The organism is Lysobacter sp. MMG2, from assembly GCF_016735495.2.
Classification (GTDB): Bacteria; Pseudomonadota; Gammaproteobacteria; order Xanthomonadales; family Xanthomonadaceae; genus Lysobacter_J.
In genome coordinates, this window is record NZ_JAERQY020000001.1 from 464,002 (window position 1) to 480,539 (window position 16,538).

Sequence of the window (16,538 nt, forward strand, 5' to 3'; positions counted from 1 at the left end):
CGCCTGCCCTTCGCGCCGCCGTCCCGCCCCGCGGGCCACGGCGGCGTCGCCGTGCGCGCGCGGTCCGCGTCTTGCATGTGCCGCAGTCAGGTTTCCGAACGCACAACGCAGTAAATCGTTCCATCAGCCACCGTTCTCCACGCTGTCTCACTCGCTCCGGAGTGTTCGATGACCAGAAGCAAGCGGATCTACGTGCTCGACACCAACGTCCTCATGCACGACCCGACCGCGCTGTTCAAATTCGAGGAGCACGATGTCTTCCTGCCGATGCAGGTCATCGAGGAACTCGACAACGCCAAGAAAGGCAACTCCGAAGCCAGCCGCAACGCCCGCCAGGTCAGCCGGTTCCTCAATGAGCTGATCGAAGCGCAGGGCAGCGACAAGATCTCCACCGGCATCCCGCTCAGCCGCCCGCAGGGCCTGCAGCTGCGCGGCGAGCAGAGCATCGGCCGGCTGCGTTTCCAGACGCGCGATTTCGACTCCGGCAAGCGCTTCGGCGCGGTGATCCCGGACAACCACATCCTGGGTTCGATCCTGGCGCTGAAGGAAAGCGAGCCGGGCGTGCCGGTGGTGTTCATCTCCAAGGACATCAACCTGCGCATCAAGGCGTCCATCGCCGGCATCGCCTCGGAGGACTACGAGAACGACCGCGCGCTGGACGACTTCAGCCTGCTGTACACCGGCGCGACCGCGCTGCCGGAAGACTTCTGGCAGCGCTACGGCAAGGACCTCAAGTCCTGGACCGAGAAGGGCCGCACGTTCTACGAAATCTCCCGTCGCGACGAAGACGACTTCCATCCCAACCAGTTCCTCTACCTGCCCGGCGACGAGGAATCCGAACTGAAGGTCGCGCGCGTCACCGACGAGAAGGCGGTGTTGCAGATCGTCGACGACTACCGCCACCACCAGCACGCCGTGTGGGGCATCGCCGCGCGCAACCGCGAGCAGAACTTCGCGCTCAACGCGCTGATGGATCCGGAGATCGACTTCGTCACCCTGCTCGGCACCGCCGGCACCGGCAAGACGCTGCTCGCGCTCGCCGCGGGCCTGGCGCAGACGATGGACCAGCAGCGTTACCGCGAGATCATCATGACCCGCGCGACGGTGAGCGTGGGCGAGGACATCGGCTTCCTGCCCGGCACCGAAGAGGAAAAGATGACGCCGTGGATGGGCGCGCTGACCGACAACCTGGAAGTGCTCACGCACAACCAGGACGGCGGCAGCTGGGGCCGTGCGGCGACCAACGACCTGCTCGCCAGCCGCATCAAGATCCGCTCGCTCAACTTCATGCGCGGCCGCACCTTCCTCAACCGCTGGCTGATCCTGGACGAAGCGCAGAACCTCACGCCCAAGCAGATGAAGACGCTGATCACCCGCGCCGGCCCGGGCACGAAGATCGTCTGCCTGGGCAACGTGGAGCAGATCGACACGCCGTACCTCACCGAGACCACCTCGGGCCTCACCTACGCCGTGGACCGCTTCAAGAACTGGGAGCACAGCGCGCACGTGACGCTGCGTCGCGGCGAGCGCTCGCGCCTGGCGGACTACGCCTCCGAAGTGCTCTGAACCACCGCGTCGAATAAACCCCTCTCCCGCTCGCGGGAGGGGGGTTGGAGTGGGGAGCCTGGTTGCCGTCAGGCACAATGCAACGCATCCACTTCGAACGGGCTGCGTCGCCTCCATGATCAAACGCCTTCCCGCCTGGGTCTGGCTCGGCGCCGCGACGCTCGCTTTGGTGGCGGGCATGGTGAATGTCGTGGGTTACCTGGGTTTCGAACACCAGGCCATCACCCACCTCACCGGCACGACGAGCCTGCTCGGCGCATCGCTCGCACAGGGCGATACCCGCGCTTCATGGCATCTGCTGACCGTGGTGCTGTCGTTCGTCGGCGGCGCGGTGCTGAGCGGGCTCATCATCCAGGACAGCACGCTGCGATTGGGCCGCCGCTACGGTGTGGCACTGGCGATCGAGTCGGCGCTGCTCGTCGCCGCCGTTCCGCTGTTCGAACGCCAGCAGATCGCCGGTGCCGCGCTCGCGGCGATGGCCTGCGGCCTGCAGAACGCGATGACCGCCACCTACAGCGGAACGCTGGTACGCACCTCGCACCTCACCGGCATGTTCACCGACCTGGGCGTCTTCCTCGGCCACCGCCTGCGCGGCGTGCCGGCCGAACCACGCCGGCTGTGGCTGTGCCTGTCGATCATCGGCGGCTTCCTGCTCGGCGGCGTGGTCGGCGCGCTGCTGTTTCCGCACCTGGGCTACCGCGCCTTGTACGTGCCCGCCGCAATCACCGGCGTGACCGGAGTGGCGTACGTCGCCTATCGCCTGCACCGCGGTCCGGCAGGCACACTGTCGCCATGAATCCTGCTTCCCCGCCCATCTGCGCGCTGACCATCGCCGGCTCCGACTCCGGCGGCGGCGCCGGCATCCAGGCCGACCTGAAGACCTTCGCCGCGCACCGCGTGCACGGCCTGAGTGCGCTCGCCGCGCTCACCGCACAGCACACGCGCGGCGTGACCGCGGTGCACGTGCCCGATACCGCATTCCTGCGCGCGCAGATCGACGCCTGTTTCGACGACTTCACCATCGGCGCGGTGAAGCTGGGCATGCTCGCCAACGCCGACGTGATCCACGCCGTCGCCGATGCGCTGGAACACCACCGGCCGCCGCACGTCGTGCTCGATCCGGTGATGGTCTCCACCTCCGGCGCGCGGCTGCTGGAAACCAGCGCGCTGGATGCCCTGCGCGCGCGATTGATCCCACTGGCGACGCTGATCACGCCGAACCTGCCGGAAGCCGAACTGCTCGTCGGCCGCGACATCGGCACGGTCGATGCGATGCGCGAAGCCATCGACGCATTGCGCGGGCTCGGCGCACGCGCCGTGCTGCTCAAGGGCGGTCACCTGCCGGCCGCGGCCTCGCGCGAGGAAGTGGTCGATCTGTTCCGCGACGACAACGGCGCGCACGCCATCGCCCACGCGCGCCTGCAACTGGATGCGCACGGAACCGGCTGCACGCTCGCCTCCGCCGTGGCGGCCAACCTGTGCCTGGGCATGGGCCTGCGCGAGGCCAGCGTCGCCGCCACCGACTACGTGCACGCCGCGCTGCTTGGCGGCTATCGCCCGGGTCGCGGCGATGTGCTGGTGCTGGATCACTTCGGAGCTGCTCCCCGTGGATGACGCAACGCGAATGCAGTCCGTAAAGGCGCTCGACCTCGACGCCCAAAGCGCCGACGGCCATCGCTTCCAGCTGATCGCGCGCATTCCGTCCGCGCCTCACGCAAGTCTGCTGTGGTTGCCGGCGATGGGCATAGGCGCCAAGCACTACCTGCCCTTTGCCGAAGCCCTCGCGCGGCGCGGCGTCGCGGTTTTCCTGCATGAATGGCGCGGCGCGGGCTCCAGCAGCCTGCGCGCCGGGCGCGGCAGCGACTGGGGTTATCGCGAACTGCTCACCCTCGACATCCCCGCCAGCGAGGCACTCGTCGCACAGCACGCGCCCGACACACCGCGCATCCTGGGCGGCCACAGCCTCGGTGGGCAGCTTGCCTGCTGCCGCCTCGGCCTGTCGCCGGAGAGCGCGCAGCGGCTGTGGCTGGTCGGCAGTGGCGCCCCGTACTGGCGCGCCTTTCCGCTACGCACCGCGTGCTGGCTGCCGTTCGTGTATCGATTCCTGGCCTGGCTGGCGCAGTTCCACGGTGCCCTGCCCGGTCGCCGCATCGGCTTCGGAGGCCAGGAAGCGCGCGGCGTCATCCACGACTGGAGCCGCACCGGCCTGTCCGGCCGCTATGCGGCGCAAGGCGTCGATCTGGACCTGGAAGCGGCGATGGCCGCGCTCACGCTGGACGTGCGTGCCGTCGTGCTCGCACAGGACTGGCTCGGGCCGCCGTCCTCGCTGGACTTCCTGTTGTCCAAGCTGCGCCGCGCCAATGCGCGCATCGACGTGCTGAGCGCCTCCGCGCTGGGCGCGCGCGCCGATCACTACGCCTGGATGAAACAGCCCGACGCCGTCGTCGAGGCACTGCTGGATCCCTCGCCCTGACCGTTCGTCCGGGCACGCGACCGACGTCGCCCCCGCCTTGCGTTAGCCCGGAATGAGGCCACCTTCCCTTGTCGAAGGGTCGGCGGCCGGAATCCGGCCGCGCGCCGGGCATACAAGCGGTTTCCGTCCCTCCACTGCCCGCAAGGGACGCTGGAAGGGGTAACGGAGCAACGGGGGGCTCGATCGCATGGGCGGATGGGTATCCAGGTTTCCGGCTGCATGGATCGTGGTGAAGCTGGTCCTGATCGGCATCTATCTGCTTGGCACCAACCGCCTGCTCGCCGAGCGCGTGGCCCACATCGGGCTGCAACCCGGCCTGGCGGTGTTCGCCGCGGTCTGGCTGTTGTGCATCGTCTCGATGCTGGTACTCGCGTTCCATGCGCGTGCGGTCACGCGCCTCGTATGGAGCGCGATCTTCTTCCTCGGCAGCACCTTCACCCTCGCCCACGCGCTGATCGTCTCGCGGCATCTTGGGCTGCTCGAATTCGAACAACTGCTGGGCCTGATCGGCTTCGCCAGCAACCTGAAAGGCTTCCACGACACGCAGGTGCTGCAGGCCGTCGCGTGGTCGGCGCTGGGCGTGATCGCGATCAATCTGCCGCCGTGGCTGGCGCCGCCGAATTCCGCCTCGCTGCTGCGCTGGCCGCAGCGCAATCCGGGGCTGCTCCAGTTCCTGCCGATCCTGGCGATCGGCGCGATCCTGTACCTGCGCGGTGGTGAGGGCTCCAACGGTTTTCCCGGCCAGTACAACACCGCGGCGTTCGCCGGCGTGCTCAGCGCTGAAAAGCTTCTGGCACCTCCCGCACCGGAGCGCGAGGACATCGCGCTGGCGCACCTGGGCCAACGCCCGTTCCGCCACATCGTGTTGGTGATGGACGAAAGCGTGCGCGGCGACTATGTCGATCTCAACGTCGAGGACGGCGTGGAAACGGGACTGCGTCCGTTGGGCCCGGCGCTGTTCAACTTCGGCGTCGCGGCCTCGTCGGCCAACTGCTCGTCCACCTCCAACGCCAGCGTGCGCTACGGCGTCACCCGCGACAGTTACCTCAAGGACCTGCAGATCAACCCATCGTTCTGGCGCTACGCCTCCCGCGCCGGCTACCGCACGGTCTACATCGACGCACAGCGCAACGACGGCAAGTTGCAGAACTTCATGGACAAGCGCGAAGTGGGCGAGATCGACGAGTTCGTCCAGGTCGGCACCGCATACGCGCCGGACGCGAAGGACATCCAGGCCGGCCGCCTGCTCAACAGCGTGCTGCTGCGCGACCGCCCCAGCTTCACCTACGTCAACAAGATGGGTTGCCACTTCCCGTACGAGGGCAAGTATCCGACGGCGAACACGCTGTACTCGCCCACGATGCCGCGCACGTTCCTGTCGAAGGAAGCCGACGACGGCACGGGCTACCGCCTGGCCGAGAACGCCGAACAACGCTGGCGCCAGGTCAACAGCTACCGCAACTGCGTGGCCTGGAACACGCGCGGCTTCTTCCGCGAGGCGCTGGCGAACGTGGATCTGTCGGACACCTTGATCCTCTACACCGCCGACCACGGCCAGAACTTCCACGAAGACGGAAGCCCCGGCGAGCAGACGCACTGCACCCCCGGCCGCGCTTCGGCGGGCGAAGGCCGCGTGCCGATGGCGGCGATCACGCGCAATGCCGAACTCTCGCCGTTGCTGCGCGATGCCGCGCGGCGCAACCAGGACAAGACGACCCATTTCAACGTCTATCCCACGCTGCTGACGCTGATGGGCTATGGCCCGCCGTCGGCACAGGCGAATTTCGAACCGGACCTGATGGCGACTTTGCCCGAAGACCGGCGCGCATTCCTGTCCACTTACTTCGTGCGCTTCGGACGGGATCCGGTGTGGAATTCCATCGGCCGCCCCGCACAACTGCGCGACGGACTCCAGCAGGCCCTGGCCGACGACGATCGACGCCCCCTCGCGGGCGACACGGGCACGGCTGGCGCGGCGCCTTGAGCGCCGTCGTCGCACGTACCACGACAATTTGACGAACGGCTCCCTGCGAGCGCTTACGCGCAAGCGGAGCCGCACGCATCAATACGCATCGGCCACCCGCGCCGCCACGATCTTCGGCCTGCGAACCCGCATGACCGGCGTGCGGCGTACCGACGTGCGGTAACCGTCGGGATTCATCGCCTGCCACCGCCACGCGTCCCGGCACATCGCGTCCACGTCGAACTCCGCGCGCCAGCCCAGCAGTTCCTGCGCCAGCGAGGGATCGGCGAAGACCGATGCCGCATCGCCGGGGCGGCGGTCGACGATCTCGTAGGGAATCCGCCGCCCGCTCGCCCGCTCGAACGCGTGCACCAGTTCCAGCACGCTCACGCCGCGGCCGGTGCCGAGGTTGACGGTCACGCTGCGATCCTCGCGCACCATGCACTCCAGCGCGTCCACATGCGCGCGCGCCAGGTCCACGACATGGATGTAGTCGCGCACGCCGGTGCCGTCCACGGTGGGGTAGTCGCCGCCGAACACGCGCAGTTTCTCGCGAACGCCCACGGCGACCTGGCAGATGTAGGGCATCAGGTTGGTCGGCTCGCCGCAGGGGTCCTCGCCGATGAGGCCGGAGGCGTGCGCGCCCACCGGATTGAAGTAGCGCAGGTTCGCCGCGCGGAAACCGGTGTCGGCAGTGCACAGGTCGCCGATGAGTTGCTCGGCCACCAGCTTGGTGCGTCCGTAGGGGTTCATCACCGACAGCGCCGCGTCTTCGCGAACCGGCACCTGGGCCGGCTCGCCATAGACCGTGGCCGATGAACTGAACACCAGCCGGCGCACGCCCGCCGCCTGCATCGTCTGCAGCAGGACGATGGTCCCGCTGATGTTGTTGTCGAAGTACTCCAGCGGGCGTCGGCAGGAATCGCCCACCGCCTTGAGTGCGGCGAAGTGCAGCACCGCGTCGAAACGGTACGTGGCGAACAGCACCGACAACGCCCCGCGATCGCGCAGGTCGACACGATGCACCGGGACCGGCATGCCGGCCAGGCGACGCAGGCGCGGCACCACGCGCGCGGAACTGTTCACGCCGCTGTCGGCGACGACCACCTGGTGGCCGCGTTCGGCCAGGCTCAGGCAGGTATGGCTGCCGATGTAGCCCGCGCCACCGCAGACGAGGATTCGCATGGACGGTCGATTCCGGAAAGGCCCTCACCGGGCAACGCGTGACGACCGCCCGGGCGGCCGTCACGCACGCGCCGCCGGTGTTTCGTGGCGGCTCCCCCGGACGACGCTGATCCGCCGTCCTGATACCTCCAACGCAAAGTGCGGCCCGCGCCGGGCAGGTCGGAATGGCGTGAAATCCGGCATGCGCCGGCATGCCCCCGGCACGAGCCCAATTGGCCGGATTTCCGCCGTCGCGCCGTTCGCTCAGGACGAATGCAAGGGGGTTGTCCGACATGCGCACGTTCCACTTCGTACTCGTCATTGCTTTGATGGTGTTCGTCTCCGCCTGCGCCTCGTCGGGGCGCTCGGCAAACTCGCCGCCTCCGGCGGAATCGGAAAATCTGGTCGACGCCTACCAGATCGGCATCGACGACATCGTCCAGGTGTCGGTGTGGCGCAACCCGGAACTGGGCATCACCGTGCCCGTCCGGCCCGACGGCAAGATTTCCGTGCCGCTCGTCGGCGACGTGTCGGCCGGCGGCCGCACGCCCAACGCCGTCGCCAAGGAGATCCAGGAGCGCCTGGCCGTCTTCGTCCGCGACCCGCAGGTGGCGGTGATCCTCACCGACCTGCGCAGCCATGAATACCTCTCCCGCGTGCGCGTGACCGGCGCCGTGCGCCAACCGATCTCCATCCCCTTCCGCCAGGGCATGACGGTGCTCGACGCCGTTCTCGCCGCGGGCGGAGTGACCGAGTTCGCCGCGCCCGCCAAGTCCGACCTCTACCGCAAGACCGGCGAAAGCACGCGCAGCTATGCCGTGCGGCTGGACCACATCCTGGAAGACGGCGACCTGACGACCAACTTCAAGGTCGCGCCGGGCGACGTCATCACCGTCCCGGAACGCACACTGTGAACGGGGCATCGATGGACCTGACGGTCCCGGAGACGCGCCCCTCCGCCGTCGCGGCGATGGTGCCGGTGGCCTTCGAGGAATGGCGCCGCCGCCCGGTGATGCTGGCGACGGTGTTCACCCTGATCGCGCTGGGTGCCCTGGTCTTCGGCCTGCTGCTGCCGAAGAAGTACAACTCGCAGACGACGATCCTGGTCGAGGAAAGCAACATCATCAAACCGCTGATGGAAGGCCGCGCCGTGCCGACCAGTGTGGTGAGCCGCGCCGCGATCACGCGCGAGGTCGCCTTCAGCCGCAAGACGATGGAAGAGATCCTCAAGACCGGCGGCTGGCTGGCGAAGAACCCCACGCCGCTGCAGAAGGATCAGATCATCGAGATGATCACCGGCCGCACGATCATCTCCAATCCGCGCGACAACCTCATCCGCGTGTCCTACACCGACACCGATGCGGCGCGCGCGCACGACGTCACCCAGCGCTTCGCCGAACTGATCATCCAGGAAAGCCTGGCGACCAAGGCGAACGAAAGCCGCGACGCCTACGACTTCATCGACTCCCAGGTGCGCGCGTACCACAAGAAACTCACCGACGCCGAGTCCAAGCTCGAGGCCTACCGCAAGTCCAATCCGGACGCGCGCCCGGGCATCGACGGCGACGTGAACTCGCGCATCGGCGAGCTGCGCCGCATGGCCGACACCTCGCGCATGGAGCTGATGGACCTGGAATCGCAGGGCAATGCGCTGCAGGGCCAGCTCAACGGCGAGAACGAAGTCAACGTGGTGCAGACGCGTTCGGGCCAGCTGCTGGCGCGCATGGCCGAACTGGAAGCCGAGCACGACAAGCTGATGATGAACTACACCGAACAGCATCCGGACGTGGTGCGCATCCAGCACCAGATTCGCGACCTGGAAGAAGAAGTCCGCAACGAAGACGCACGCGTGGCCGCGCGCAAGGCCGCCGGTCCCGGCAATTCGTCGGGGCAGGACATGGCCAGCAACGGCACCGCGCTGGGCGGCGTCGCCGGGTTCAACCCGCTGTACGGCGAACTCAAGAGCAAGCTCTCCGAGAACCGCCGCCAGGCCGCCGCGGTGACGTCGCGCATCAACACCAGCCAGGCCCTGCTCGATCAGGAACTGGCGCGCAGCCGCCACATCGCCGCTTCCGAGAGCACGCTCGCCGAGCTCTCGCGCGACTACGAAGTCAACCGCGATCTCTACCAGGACCTGCTCAAGCGCCGCGAGAACGCGCGCGTGTCGATGAGCCTGGACTCCGAGCAGCGCGGCCTGAGTTTCCGCGTGCAGGAACCCGCCAGCTTCCCGCTGCGCGGTGTCGGCCTGCGTCTGGTCCACGTCGCCAGCGCCGGCCTCGGCGCCGCCGCATTGGCGCCGTTGCTGCTGCTGTTCGGCTTCGTCCGCCTGGATCCGCGCGTGCGTTCGCCCTATCAGATCGAAACAGCGGCGGCGCTGCCGGTGCTGGGCTCCGTGCCGCGCTACCAGACCGCGCCTTCGCGCCGCCAGGGCACGCGCCGCTTCGTGATCGCCGCGATGATCTTCCTGGTGGTACCGCTCGTGTACGGCCTGACCCTCGCCCTGAAGATGGTGAACCTGCAATGAGCGCCGCCAATCCCGAACTCGCACCCGAACTCGCACCCGCGCAGGAAGACTCCGCCCACGAAGACGGCCGCGAACGCGACCTTCGCCCCACCATCTCGCGCACGGCGGGCGTTGCCCAGCTCACGCCGACGCAGCTGGAAGACCGCGCGATCATCCACCGCGGCGGCGTGTCGCGTCCGGAGGTCGATGCCTTCCGCGAACTGCGCACGCGCCTGCTTTCGGCGATGGAAGGCAGCTTCGTGGCCCTGGTCGCGCCGGTCAGTGCCGGCAGCGGCGGCAGCTTCGTCGCGCGCAACCTCGCCACCGCGATGGCCTTCGACGAAACCAAGAGCGCGTTGCTGGTCGATTGCGACCTGCGCCATCCCACGCAGGCGCGCACGATGAAGATCGAGACCGAGGCCGGCGGCCTGGTCGAGTACCTGGAAGATCCCGAAGGCGACCTGGGCGATGTCATCTACGAGACCGGCGTGAACGGCTTGCGCCTGATCCCGGCCGGCACGCCGCGTGAAATCGGCGCGGAGTACTTCTCCTCCGTGCGCATGCGCCTGCTGCTGGATTCGATCCGCAGCCGGCATCCGAACTGCTACGTGTTCCTGGACGGACCGCCGGTGCGGGGCACGCCGGACGCACGCATCCTGGCCGACATCGCCGACGTGGTGATCCTCGTCGCCGGCTACGGACGCGACACGGCCGCGTCAATCGCGCAGGCGGCGGCGAATTTCGATCCGGGCAAGTTCGCCGGCGTCGTCTTCAACGAAGGCGTTTGAGAGCCAGCTCAGGGGAGATTCAATGGCCAACGGAAGACTCCATGCGGTCGCGGGCTCGTCCCGTCGATCCGCGCTCTGCATCGCCCTGTTGGCCACGCTTCCGATGGGAGCGAAGGCGGCGCAGATCAACTATTCGATCGGCGGACGCGTCGAGCACAGCGACAACATCGCGCTGACGGAAACCAATCCGCAGGAAGAAAGCACGCTCGCCACCGACCTGGACTTCGACCTCACCCAGACCGGCCGCAACACGGCACTCACCGCACGCGGCGGCCTGGAGTACCTCTACTACACCGGCGATCTCTTCGACGACGACCTGCGCGCCACGATGGTGGGCACCTTCAACTGGAACACGTGGCAGGACCGGCTGAAGTTCATCATCGAGGACTACGCGAACTACGAGCCGATCGACGTACTCGCCGCCGACGCGCCCAACAACCAGCAGCAGGTGAACGTGTTCGTCGCAGGTGCGCAGTTCAACCTGCGACCGGGCGCGGCCACGCGCGTGCGGCTGGACCTTCGCTACAACAACTACTGGGCCGAGGAAACCGACGACTTCAACGGCGACCGCTACAACGCGGCCTTCACCCTGTGGCAGGAACCCAGCGCGACCACGCGCTTCGCCGTGACCGTGGAAGGCAGTGAGGTCAAGTACGACCAGGTCAGCCTCGACACGCTCGGCGCCGACTACCGCCGCCTGGACACCTACGTCACCTGGAACCGCAACCTGGCCAACATCAACGTCGAAGTACGCGCCGGCTATTCGTGGATCGAGCTGACCGACTTCGGCACCAAGGACGACGCGCCGCTGTTCCGCACCGTGTTCACCTGGCGCGCGACACCGCGCAGCACGCTGGACATGGGCCTGTACTACCAGTTCTCCGACGCCGCGCAGGAACTGATGATCAACTCCGGCGACCCGACGCTGGGCGGCACGCCGCTCACGCCGGTGGACACGCCCAGCGCGGATCCGACCGGCGTCACCATCGGGCCGGACCTGTACCGCCAGCGTCGCATCGACATCGGCTACCGCTACAACGGCGAGCGCTTCAACGCCAGCGTTCGCCCGTACTACGAAGACAACGACTACATCGACCCCACCGCCGACAGCGAAGGCAACTACGGCATCGGCGTGGGCATGAGCTGGGCGATCCAGCCCTCGCTGTTCCTGACCGGCTCGATGTCCGCCGGCGTGCGCAGTTTCGACAGTTTCGACCGCGACGACGACGACTTCTCCGTCTACGTCGGCATCCTGAAGGTGCTGACCCGCCACTGGAGCTTCGCCTTCGATCTGCGCCACCAGGAACGCGACTCCAACACTCCCGAAGCGAGCTATGACGAGAATGCCGCCATCTTCAGCGTTCGCTATACCCGCTGAGCCGGCGGCCGCCGTGCGCGCGGGCGATCGGCGCATCCGACTGCTGCTGATCACCGACACGCCGGTGCTCGCGCCCGGCGGCAGCGAACGCTTCCTGCAGAACCTCGCCACGCGCCTTCCGGCCGATGCGTACCGGATCACGCTGGTGCAGCTGCACGAGCAGAAGATGCCCGGCAACCACGGCCATCACCTGCTGAGCCAGCCGCACCTGCGCATGCTGTCGCTGCCGGTGCACGCGGTGTACGACCGCAGCGGCGTGAGCGCCTGGCGCCGCCTGGGCGAGATGCTGCGTCGCGAACGCTTCGATGTGGTGCAATCGCAACACGAGAAGGCCGACGTGCTCAACGCGCTCCTGCCGCGACTGCCGGGCACCGTGTACATCTCCAACCGCCGCGACATGGGCTTCAAGAAGAGCCCGAAGCTGCAATACGCCTTCCGCTGGCTGAATCCGCGCTACGACACCGTCGTCGCACCGGCGCGGCAGATCCTCGCGGGCCTGGCCGATTGCGAGCGTCTGGACCCGCTGCGCATGACCTGGATCCCCAACGGCGTGGACACGCGCCGTTACGCGCCCGCGCCGTTGCAGCGCCGGCTCGATGCGCGCGCCGCGCTGGGGCTGGATTCCGAAGCGATCGTGTTCGGCTGCGTCGCACGCATGACGCCAGTGAAGCGCCACGTCGACCTGATCGAAGCCTTCGCCACCGTGCATCGGGAGCTGCCGCAGGCGCACCTGCTGCTGGTCGGCGACGGCCCCGACCTGCCGCAGGTGCAGGCGAAGATCGCCGAATTCGGCGTGGGCGACGCGGTGACGCTGCTCAGCTTCCGCGACGACGTCGACGACCTGTTGCCGGCGATGGACGCGCTGGTGCTGTGCTCCTCCAGTGAGGGCATGTCCAACGCGATTCTGGAGGCGATGGCCTGCGGCTTGCCGGTCGTCGCCACCGCGGTCGGCGGCAACCTGCACCTGGTGCAGCACGAACAGACCGGCCTGCTGGTTCCGCCGATGGATCCGATCTCGCTGGCCGCTTCGCTGCAATGGCTGGCGCAATCGCCGCACGCGCGCCGCCGCATGGGACTGGCCGCACGCACGCGCATCGAGCGCGAGTTCTCGCTCGACGCGATGGTGCTGGCCTTCGACCAGCTCTACCGGCGCCTGCTGGGCCGTGCCTGAGGCCGCCATGAGCGAACGTCGACCCGTCGCCCTGCAGCTCCGCTCCAGCGCCGGACTCTACGGTGCCGACCGCGTGGTGCTCGCATTGAACCGCGCGCTCGTGCACGCAGGCGCACGCGGCCGGCTGCTCAGCATCAACAACTACCGCATGCAGGAGCAGGCGCTGCACGACATCGCCTCGGCCACCGGCCAGGACGCGGTGCTGCTGCCCTGCCGGGGCCGCGTGGACACGGCGACCGTCGGCGCGCTGGCCGCGCAGATCGACGCCGCGCGCGAACGCGAGGGCCGCGCGCCCGTCGTCCACGTGCACGACTACAAGAGTGCTTTCTACGCCTGGCTGGCGACGCGACGCCAACCGGCGCCGCTGGTCGCCACGCTGCACGGTTGGGTCGAGGGTTCCACCTCGCTGCGTCTGTACACGCGGCTCGAGCTCGCACTGCTGCGCCGCTTCGATACGCTGGTCGTGGTCGCCGGCGAGCAGATCGATCGCCTCGTCCGCGCCGGCGTACCGCGCTCGCGCATCCGCCACGTCGACAACGGCATCGACTGCCCGGTGCGCGACGAGCGCGGCGCCTCCAGTCTGCGCACGGAACTGAGGCTGTCGCCGAAGGCGCGCGTGTTCTCCGCCGTCGCGCGGCTGTCGAGCGAGAAGAACCTGGCGATGCTGCTGCGCGCATTTGCGCCGGTGGCCAATCGTCATCCCGATGCGGTGCTGCTGCTCGCCGGCGACGGCCCGCAGCGGGAAGAACTGCAGGCGCTGGCCGAGCGCCTGTCGCTGGGAACGCGCGTGCGCTTTCTCGGCGTGCGCCACGACATGCCCGCCGTCTACACGCTCAGCGACCACCTCGTACTGCCCTCGCTTACCGAAGGCATGCCGCTGGTGGTGCTGGAGGCGATGGCCTGCGAAGTGCCGGTGATCGCCAGCGCCGTAGGCGACGTCCCGCGCCTACTGGCGCAAAGCGCGCATGGCCGACTGGTGCCGCCGGGCGATACGGACGCGCTGGAGCAGGCGCTCGACGAAGCCGCATCGCAAGCGACTGCGCGCGACACGAGCGCGCGCGATTACGTGCGCGAGCGCCACAGCGCACACGCCATGGCGATGGGATACGTGGACATCTACCGATCGCTTCGGGAGCGGGGCCATGCCCGGCGCGCATCCTGACTCCGGCGGTTCGCGCTTCCCGCTCGCGGCGCGTGCGCTGCGCGGCGGCATGCCGACGGCCACGCGCACGCGTGTGCCGGCCCTGCCCGGCGCCATCAACACCGCTGCGGCCGTGCCCACGGCGGGCCGCGCACCGCGCAACTGGGCGCTGTACCTGTTCCTGATCCTGCTGCCGTTGCAGAACATCACCGCCGGCTACCTGCCCAACATCGGCGGTGGCTTCAACTTCCTCAACGTGATGTTCCTGATCTCGCTGTTCACGGCGATGGCACAGGGCGGGAAGCTGGCACCCAACGAACCCGTCAACCTGTGGGCCGGCCTCTACGCCGGCTACATGGTGCTGTCTCTGCTGGTCGGCTATCACTTCGTCGACGATCCGGCCAACCACTTCAACCAGCTCAAGGATCACCTCGTCGGTCTGTTCGTGGTCTACGTCGTGCAGATGAGCGTGCGCGACTGGAACGGCGTGCGCATGGTCGTCCTGGCGACGCTGTTGCCGCTGCCCTACATCGCCAAGGTGGTGTGGAACCAGCACGTCAGCGTCGCCAGCACGCACTACACCGACGACCTGCGCATCAGCGGCACCTTCGCCCTGCTGGGCGCGAACGAATTCGCCGCGTTCTGCGTGACCGTTGCCGTCGTCCTGTTCGCGCTGCTGCTCGCCTGCCGGATCTCGCGCAAGTGGAAGCTGCTGCTGCTCGGCGGCATCGGCTGCATGATCGTGGGCGTGCTCTACGCCTATTCGCGCACGGCCTACATCAGCCTGATCATGGGCATGGTGGTGGTCATCATGGTCTGGCGCGGGCGGCTGAAGCTGATCCTGCCGCTGTGCCTGGCCGTGGCCGTGGCGCCGGCGGTGCTGCCCAAATCGGTGGTGGAGCGCTTCGACAGCACCACGGTGGAGGAAGGCAAGCGCGACGAGAGCACGGAGCTTCGCATCGAGTACTGGAAGATCGCCTGGTCCAACTTCCTGCGAAATCCCGTGGTCGGAACGGGTTACCACACCTTCCACCACCGCGAGATCAACCCCTACGGCCGCGACACCCACAACCTCTACATCCGCCAGCTGAGCGAGGGCGGCGTGCTGGGGGCGATCGTGCTGCTGGGCATCCTGCTGGCGGTGCTGCGCACGGCCATGCGCGAGGTGGCCCAATCGCGGACAGGCACCTGGCGTTACGCCCTCGCGCTCGGGCTGATGGGCGCGTGGGTGTCGATGATCATCAGCAACCTGTTCGGCGACCGTTTCACGTATTACCCGGTAGTCGCCTACTTCTGGGCCTATGTGGCCCTGGTGATGAAGGCACGCCACCTGCCGCCGGAGGATTCCTCACGATGACCGCCGCACTGCGCGCCTGGATGCGCTACACGCTCGCCCTGTGCAGCCACTACAGCGGGCTGGATGCGCTGTATCGCCGGCTCAGCGGCTCGGGCCTGGTGATCCTGATGCTGCACCGCCTGCGCGATGACCACGACCCCTACCCGCTCAGCGTCTCGCGCGCGCAACTGCGGCAGCTGGTGACGTGGCTGCGCGCGCGCGGCGCGCTGGTCGGGCTGGACGACGGCCTGCGCGCGCTCTCACCCGAACGCGCGCAGCGCATCCACTACGCGCTCACCTTCGACGACGGCTACCGCGACAACCTCGGCCTGATCGACGCCCACCTCGGTCCCGTACCGGCGGTGGTGTACGTCGCCACCGGCCACATCGGCGGCGAGCCCATCTGGGCCTATCGCCTCGTGCACGCGGTGGAATCGCGCAGCCGCAACGCGCTCGACCTCGGCGGCCTGGGGCTGGGGCATTTCGATCTCTCGCTCAGCGACGACCGCGTGCGCCTCTACGAACTGTTGCCGCCGCGCCTGAAGAAACTGGAACCGGCCGAACTGGAAGCCTGGGTCGACCATGTCTGCGAACAGACGCGGCCGCGTCCGCTGCCGCACGAAGATCGCGAGATGCTCGAGTGGAGCGACGTGCGGCGCCTGGCCGACGGCGGCATCGAGATCGGCGGCCACACCTGCAGCCACGCGATCCTCAGCCGCCTGGACGATGCGGCGGCGAGCGAGGAAATCGGTCTCTCGCACGCCAGCATCCTCGCCGCGCTGGGCACGCCGCCGCGCCATTTCGCCTACCCCAACGGCGGGCGCGAAGACTTCGGCGAACGCGACGTGCGCCTGGTGCGCGACGCCGGCTTCGCCACCGCCACCACGTCGATCGAGGGCGTCAACCGCCCCGGCGCGGACCCGTACCGCCTGCTCCGCTTCAACGTGCACGAAGACCGCTTCCGCGCGCCATCCGGCCGACTGTCCAGGGCGCTGTTCTTCAGCGAGACCAGCGGCATGCTCGGCTGGCTGCGCGAGGCGCGAACCGCATGAGGT

14 protein-coding genes are annotated in these 16,538 nt (G+C 68.2%); 13 read left to right on the plus strand and 1 reads right to left on the minus strand.

From position 1 onward, the window contains the following. Positions 1–168: 168 nt before the first annotated feature. From JI752_RS02065 to JI752_RS02085, 5 genes are all read left to right on the plus strand, one after another. Complete coding sequence (locus JI752_RS02065) at positions 169–1,566, plus strand: PhoH family protein (protein ID WP_216958476.1); 1,398 nt, start codon at positions 169–171, stop codon at positions 1,564–1,566. 115 nt (positions 1,567–1,681) lie between these two features. Then, positions 1,682–2,362, plus strand: a complete 681-nt coding sequence (locus JI752_RS02070) for a YoaK family protein (RefSeq protein ID WP_216958477.1) — start codon at positions 1,682–1,684, stop codon at positions 2,360–2,362. Then, positions 2,359–3,180 (plus strand): bifunctional hydroxymethylpyrimidine kinase/phosphomethylpyrimidine kinase, encoded by an 822-nt coding sequence (gene thiD / locus JI752_RS02075; RefSeq protein ID WP_216958479.1) that lies wholly within the window; start codon positions 2,359–2,361, stop codon positions 3,178–3,180. The genes JI752_RS02070 and thiD overlap by 4 nt, the downstream gene beginning before the upstream one ends. Before the next feature lie 10 nt (positions 3,181–3,190). Next, complete coding sequence (locus tag JI752_RS02080; protein WP_216958481.1) at positions 3,191–4,039, plus strand: alpha/beta fold hydrolase; 849 nt, start codon at positions 3,191–3,193, stop codon at positions 4,037–4,039. A gap of 229 nt (positions 4,040–4,268) precedes the next feature. After that, positions 4,269–6,023: a sulfatase-like hydrolase/transferase gene (locus tag JI752_RS02085; protein ID WP_216958483.1), complete on the plus strand. Its 1,755-nt coding sequence runs from the start codon at positions 4,269–4,271 to the stop codon at positions 6,021–6,023. A 78-nt stretch (positions 6,024–6,101) separates the two neighbouring features. On the opposite strand, the gene galE is transcribed toward JI752_RS02085, so the two are convergent. Then, positions 6,102–7,187, minus strand: coding sequence for a UDP-glucose 4-epimerase GalE (gene galE, locus JI752_RS02090; protein ID WP_216958484.1), 1,086 nt, complete (start codon positions 7,185–7,187; stop codon positions 6,102–6,104). Between the two features lie 272 nt (positions 7,188–7,459). Between galE and JI752_RS02095 the strand changes: the two genes are divergently transcribed. The 8 genes from JI752_RS02095 to JI752_RS02130 all read left to right on the plus strand — a co-directional run bounded on the left by JI752_RS02095 (position 7,460) and on the right by JI752_RS02130 (position 16,535). Continuing rightward, positions 7,460–8,080 carry an XrtA/PEP-CTERM system exopolysaccharide export protein gene (locus tag JI752_RS02095; protein ID WP_216958486.1) on the plus strand — a complete coding sequence of 207 codons (621 nt, stop codon included), beginning with the start codon at positions 7,460–7,462 and terminating at the stop codon, positions 8,078–8,080. A gap of 11 nt (positions 8,081–8,091) precedes the next feature. Next, positions 8,092–9,690 carry an XrtA system polysaccharide chain length determinant gene (locus JI752_RS02100; RefSeq protein WP_216958488.1) on the plus strand — a complete coding sequence of 533 codons (1,599 nt, stop codon included), beginning with the start codon at positions 8,092–8,094 and terminating at the stop codon, positions 9,688–9,690. Beyond that, complete coding sequence (locus JI752_RS02105) at positions 9,687–10,457, plus strand: CpsD/CapB family tyrosine-protein kinase (protein WP_216958491.1); 771 nt, start codon at positions 9,687–9,689, stop codon at positions 10,455–10,457. The genes JI752_RS02100 and JI752_RS02105 overlap by 4 nt, the downstream gene beginning before the upstream one ends. A gap of 88 nt (positions 10,458–10,545) precedes the next feature. Further along, positions 10,546–11,835 carry an outer membrane beta-barrel protein gene (locus tag JI752_RS02110; RefSeq protein WP_216958494.1) on the plus strand — a complete coding sequence of 430 codons (1,290 nt, stop codon included), beginning with the start codon at positions 10,546–10,548 and terminating at the stop codon, positions 11,833–11,835. 13 nt (positions 11,836–11,848) lie between these two features. Next, positions 11,849–13,006, plus strand: a complete 1,158-nt coding sequence (locus JI752_RS02115) for a glycosyltransferase (protein WP_216958496.1) — start codon at positions 11,849–11,851, stop codon at positions 13,004–13,006. Positions 13,007–13,013: 7 nt separating this feature from the next. Beyond that, on the plus strand, positions 13,014–14,168 hold the full coding sequence (locus JI752_RS02120; protein WP_216958499.1) for a glycosyltransferase: 1,155 nt from the start codon (positions 13,014–13,016) through the stop codon (positions 14,166–14,168). Then, entirely contained in the window at positions 14,149–15,504 is a 1,356-nt protein-coding gene (locus JI752_RS02125) for an O-antigen ligase family protein (protein ID WP_216958502.1), read from the plus strand. The genes JI752_RS02120 and JI752_RS02125 overlap by 20 nt, the downstream gene beginning before the upstream one ends. Continuing rightward, positions 15,501–16,535 (plus strand): polysaccharide deacetylase family protein, encoded by a 1,035-nt coding sequence (locus JI752_RS02130; RefSeq protein WP_216958505.1) that lies wholly within the window; start codon positions 15,501–15,503, stop codon positions 16,533–16,535. The genes JI752_RS02125 and JI752_RS02130 overlap by 4 nt, the downstream gene beginning before the upstream one ends. The last annotated feature ends 3 nt before the right edge of the window (positions 16,536–16,538 follow it).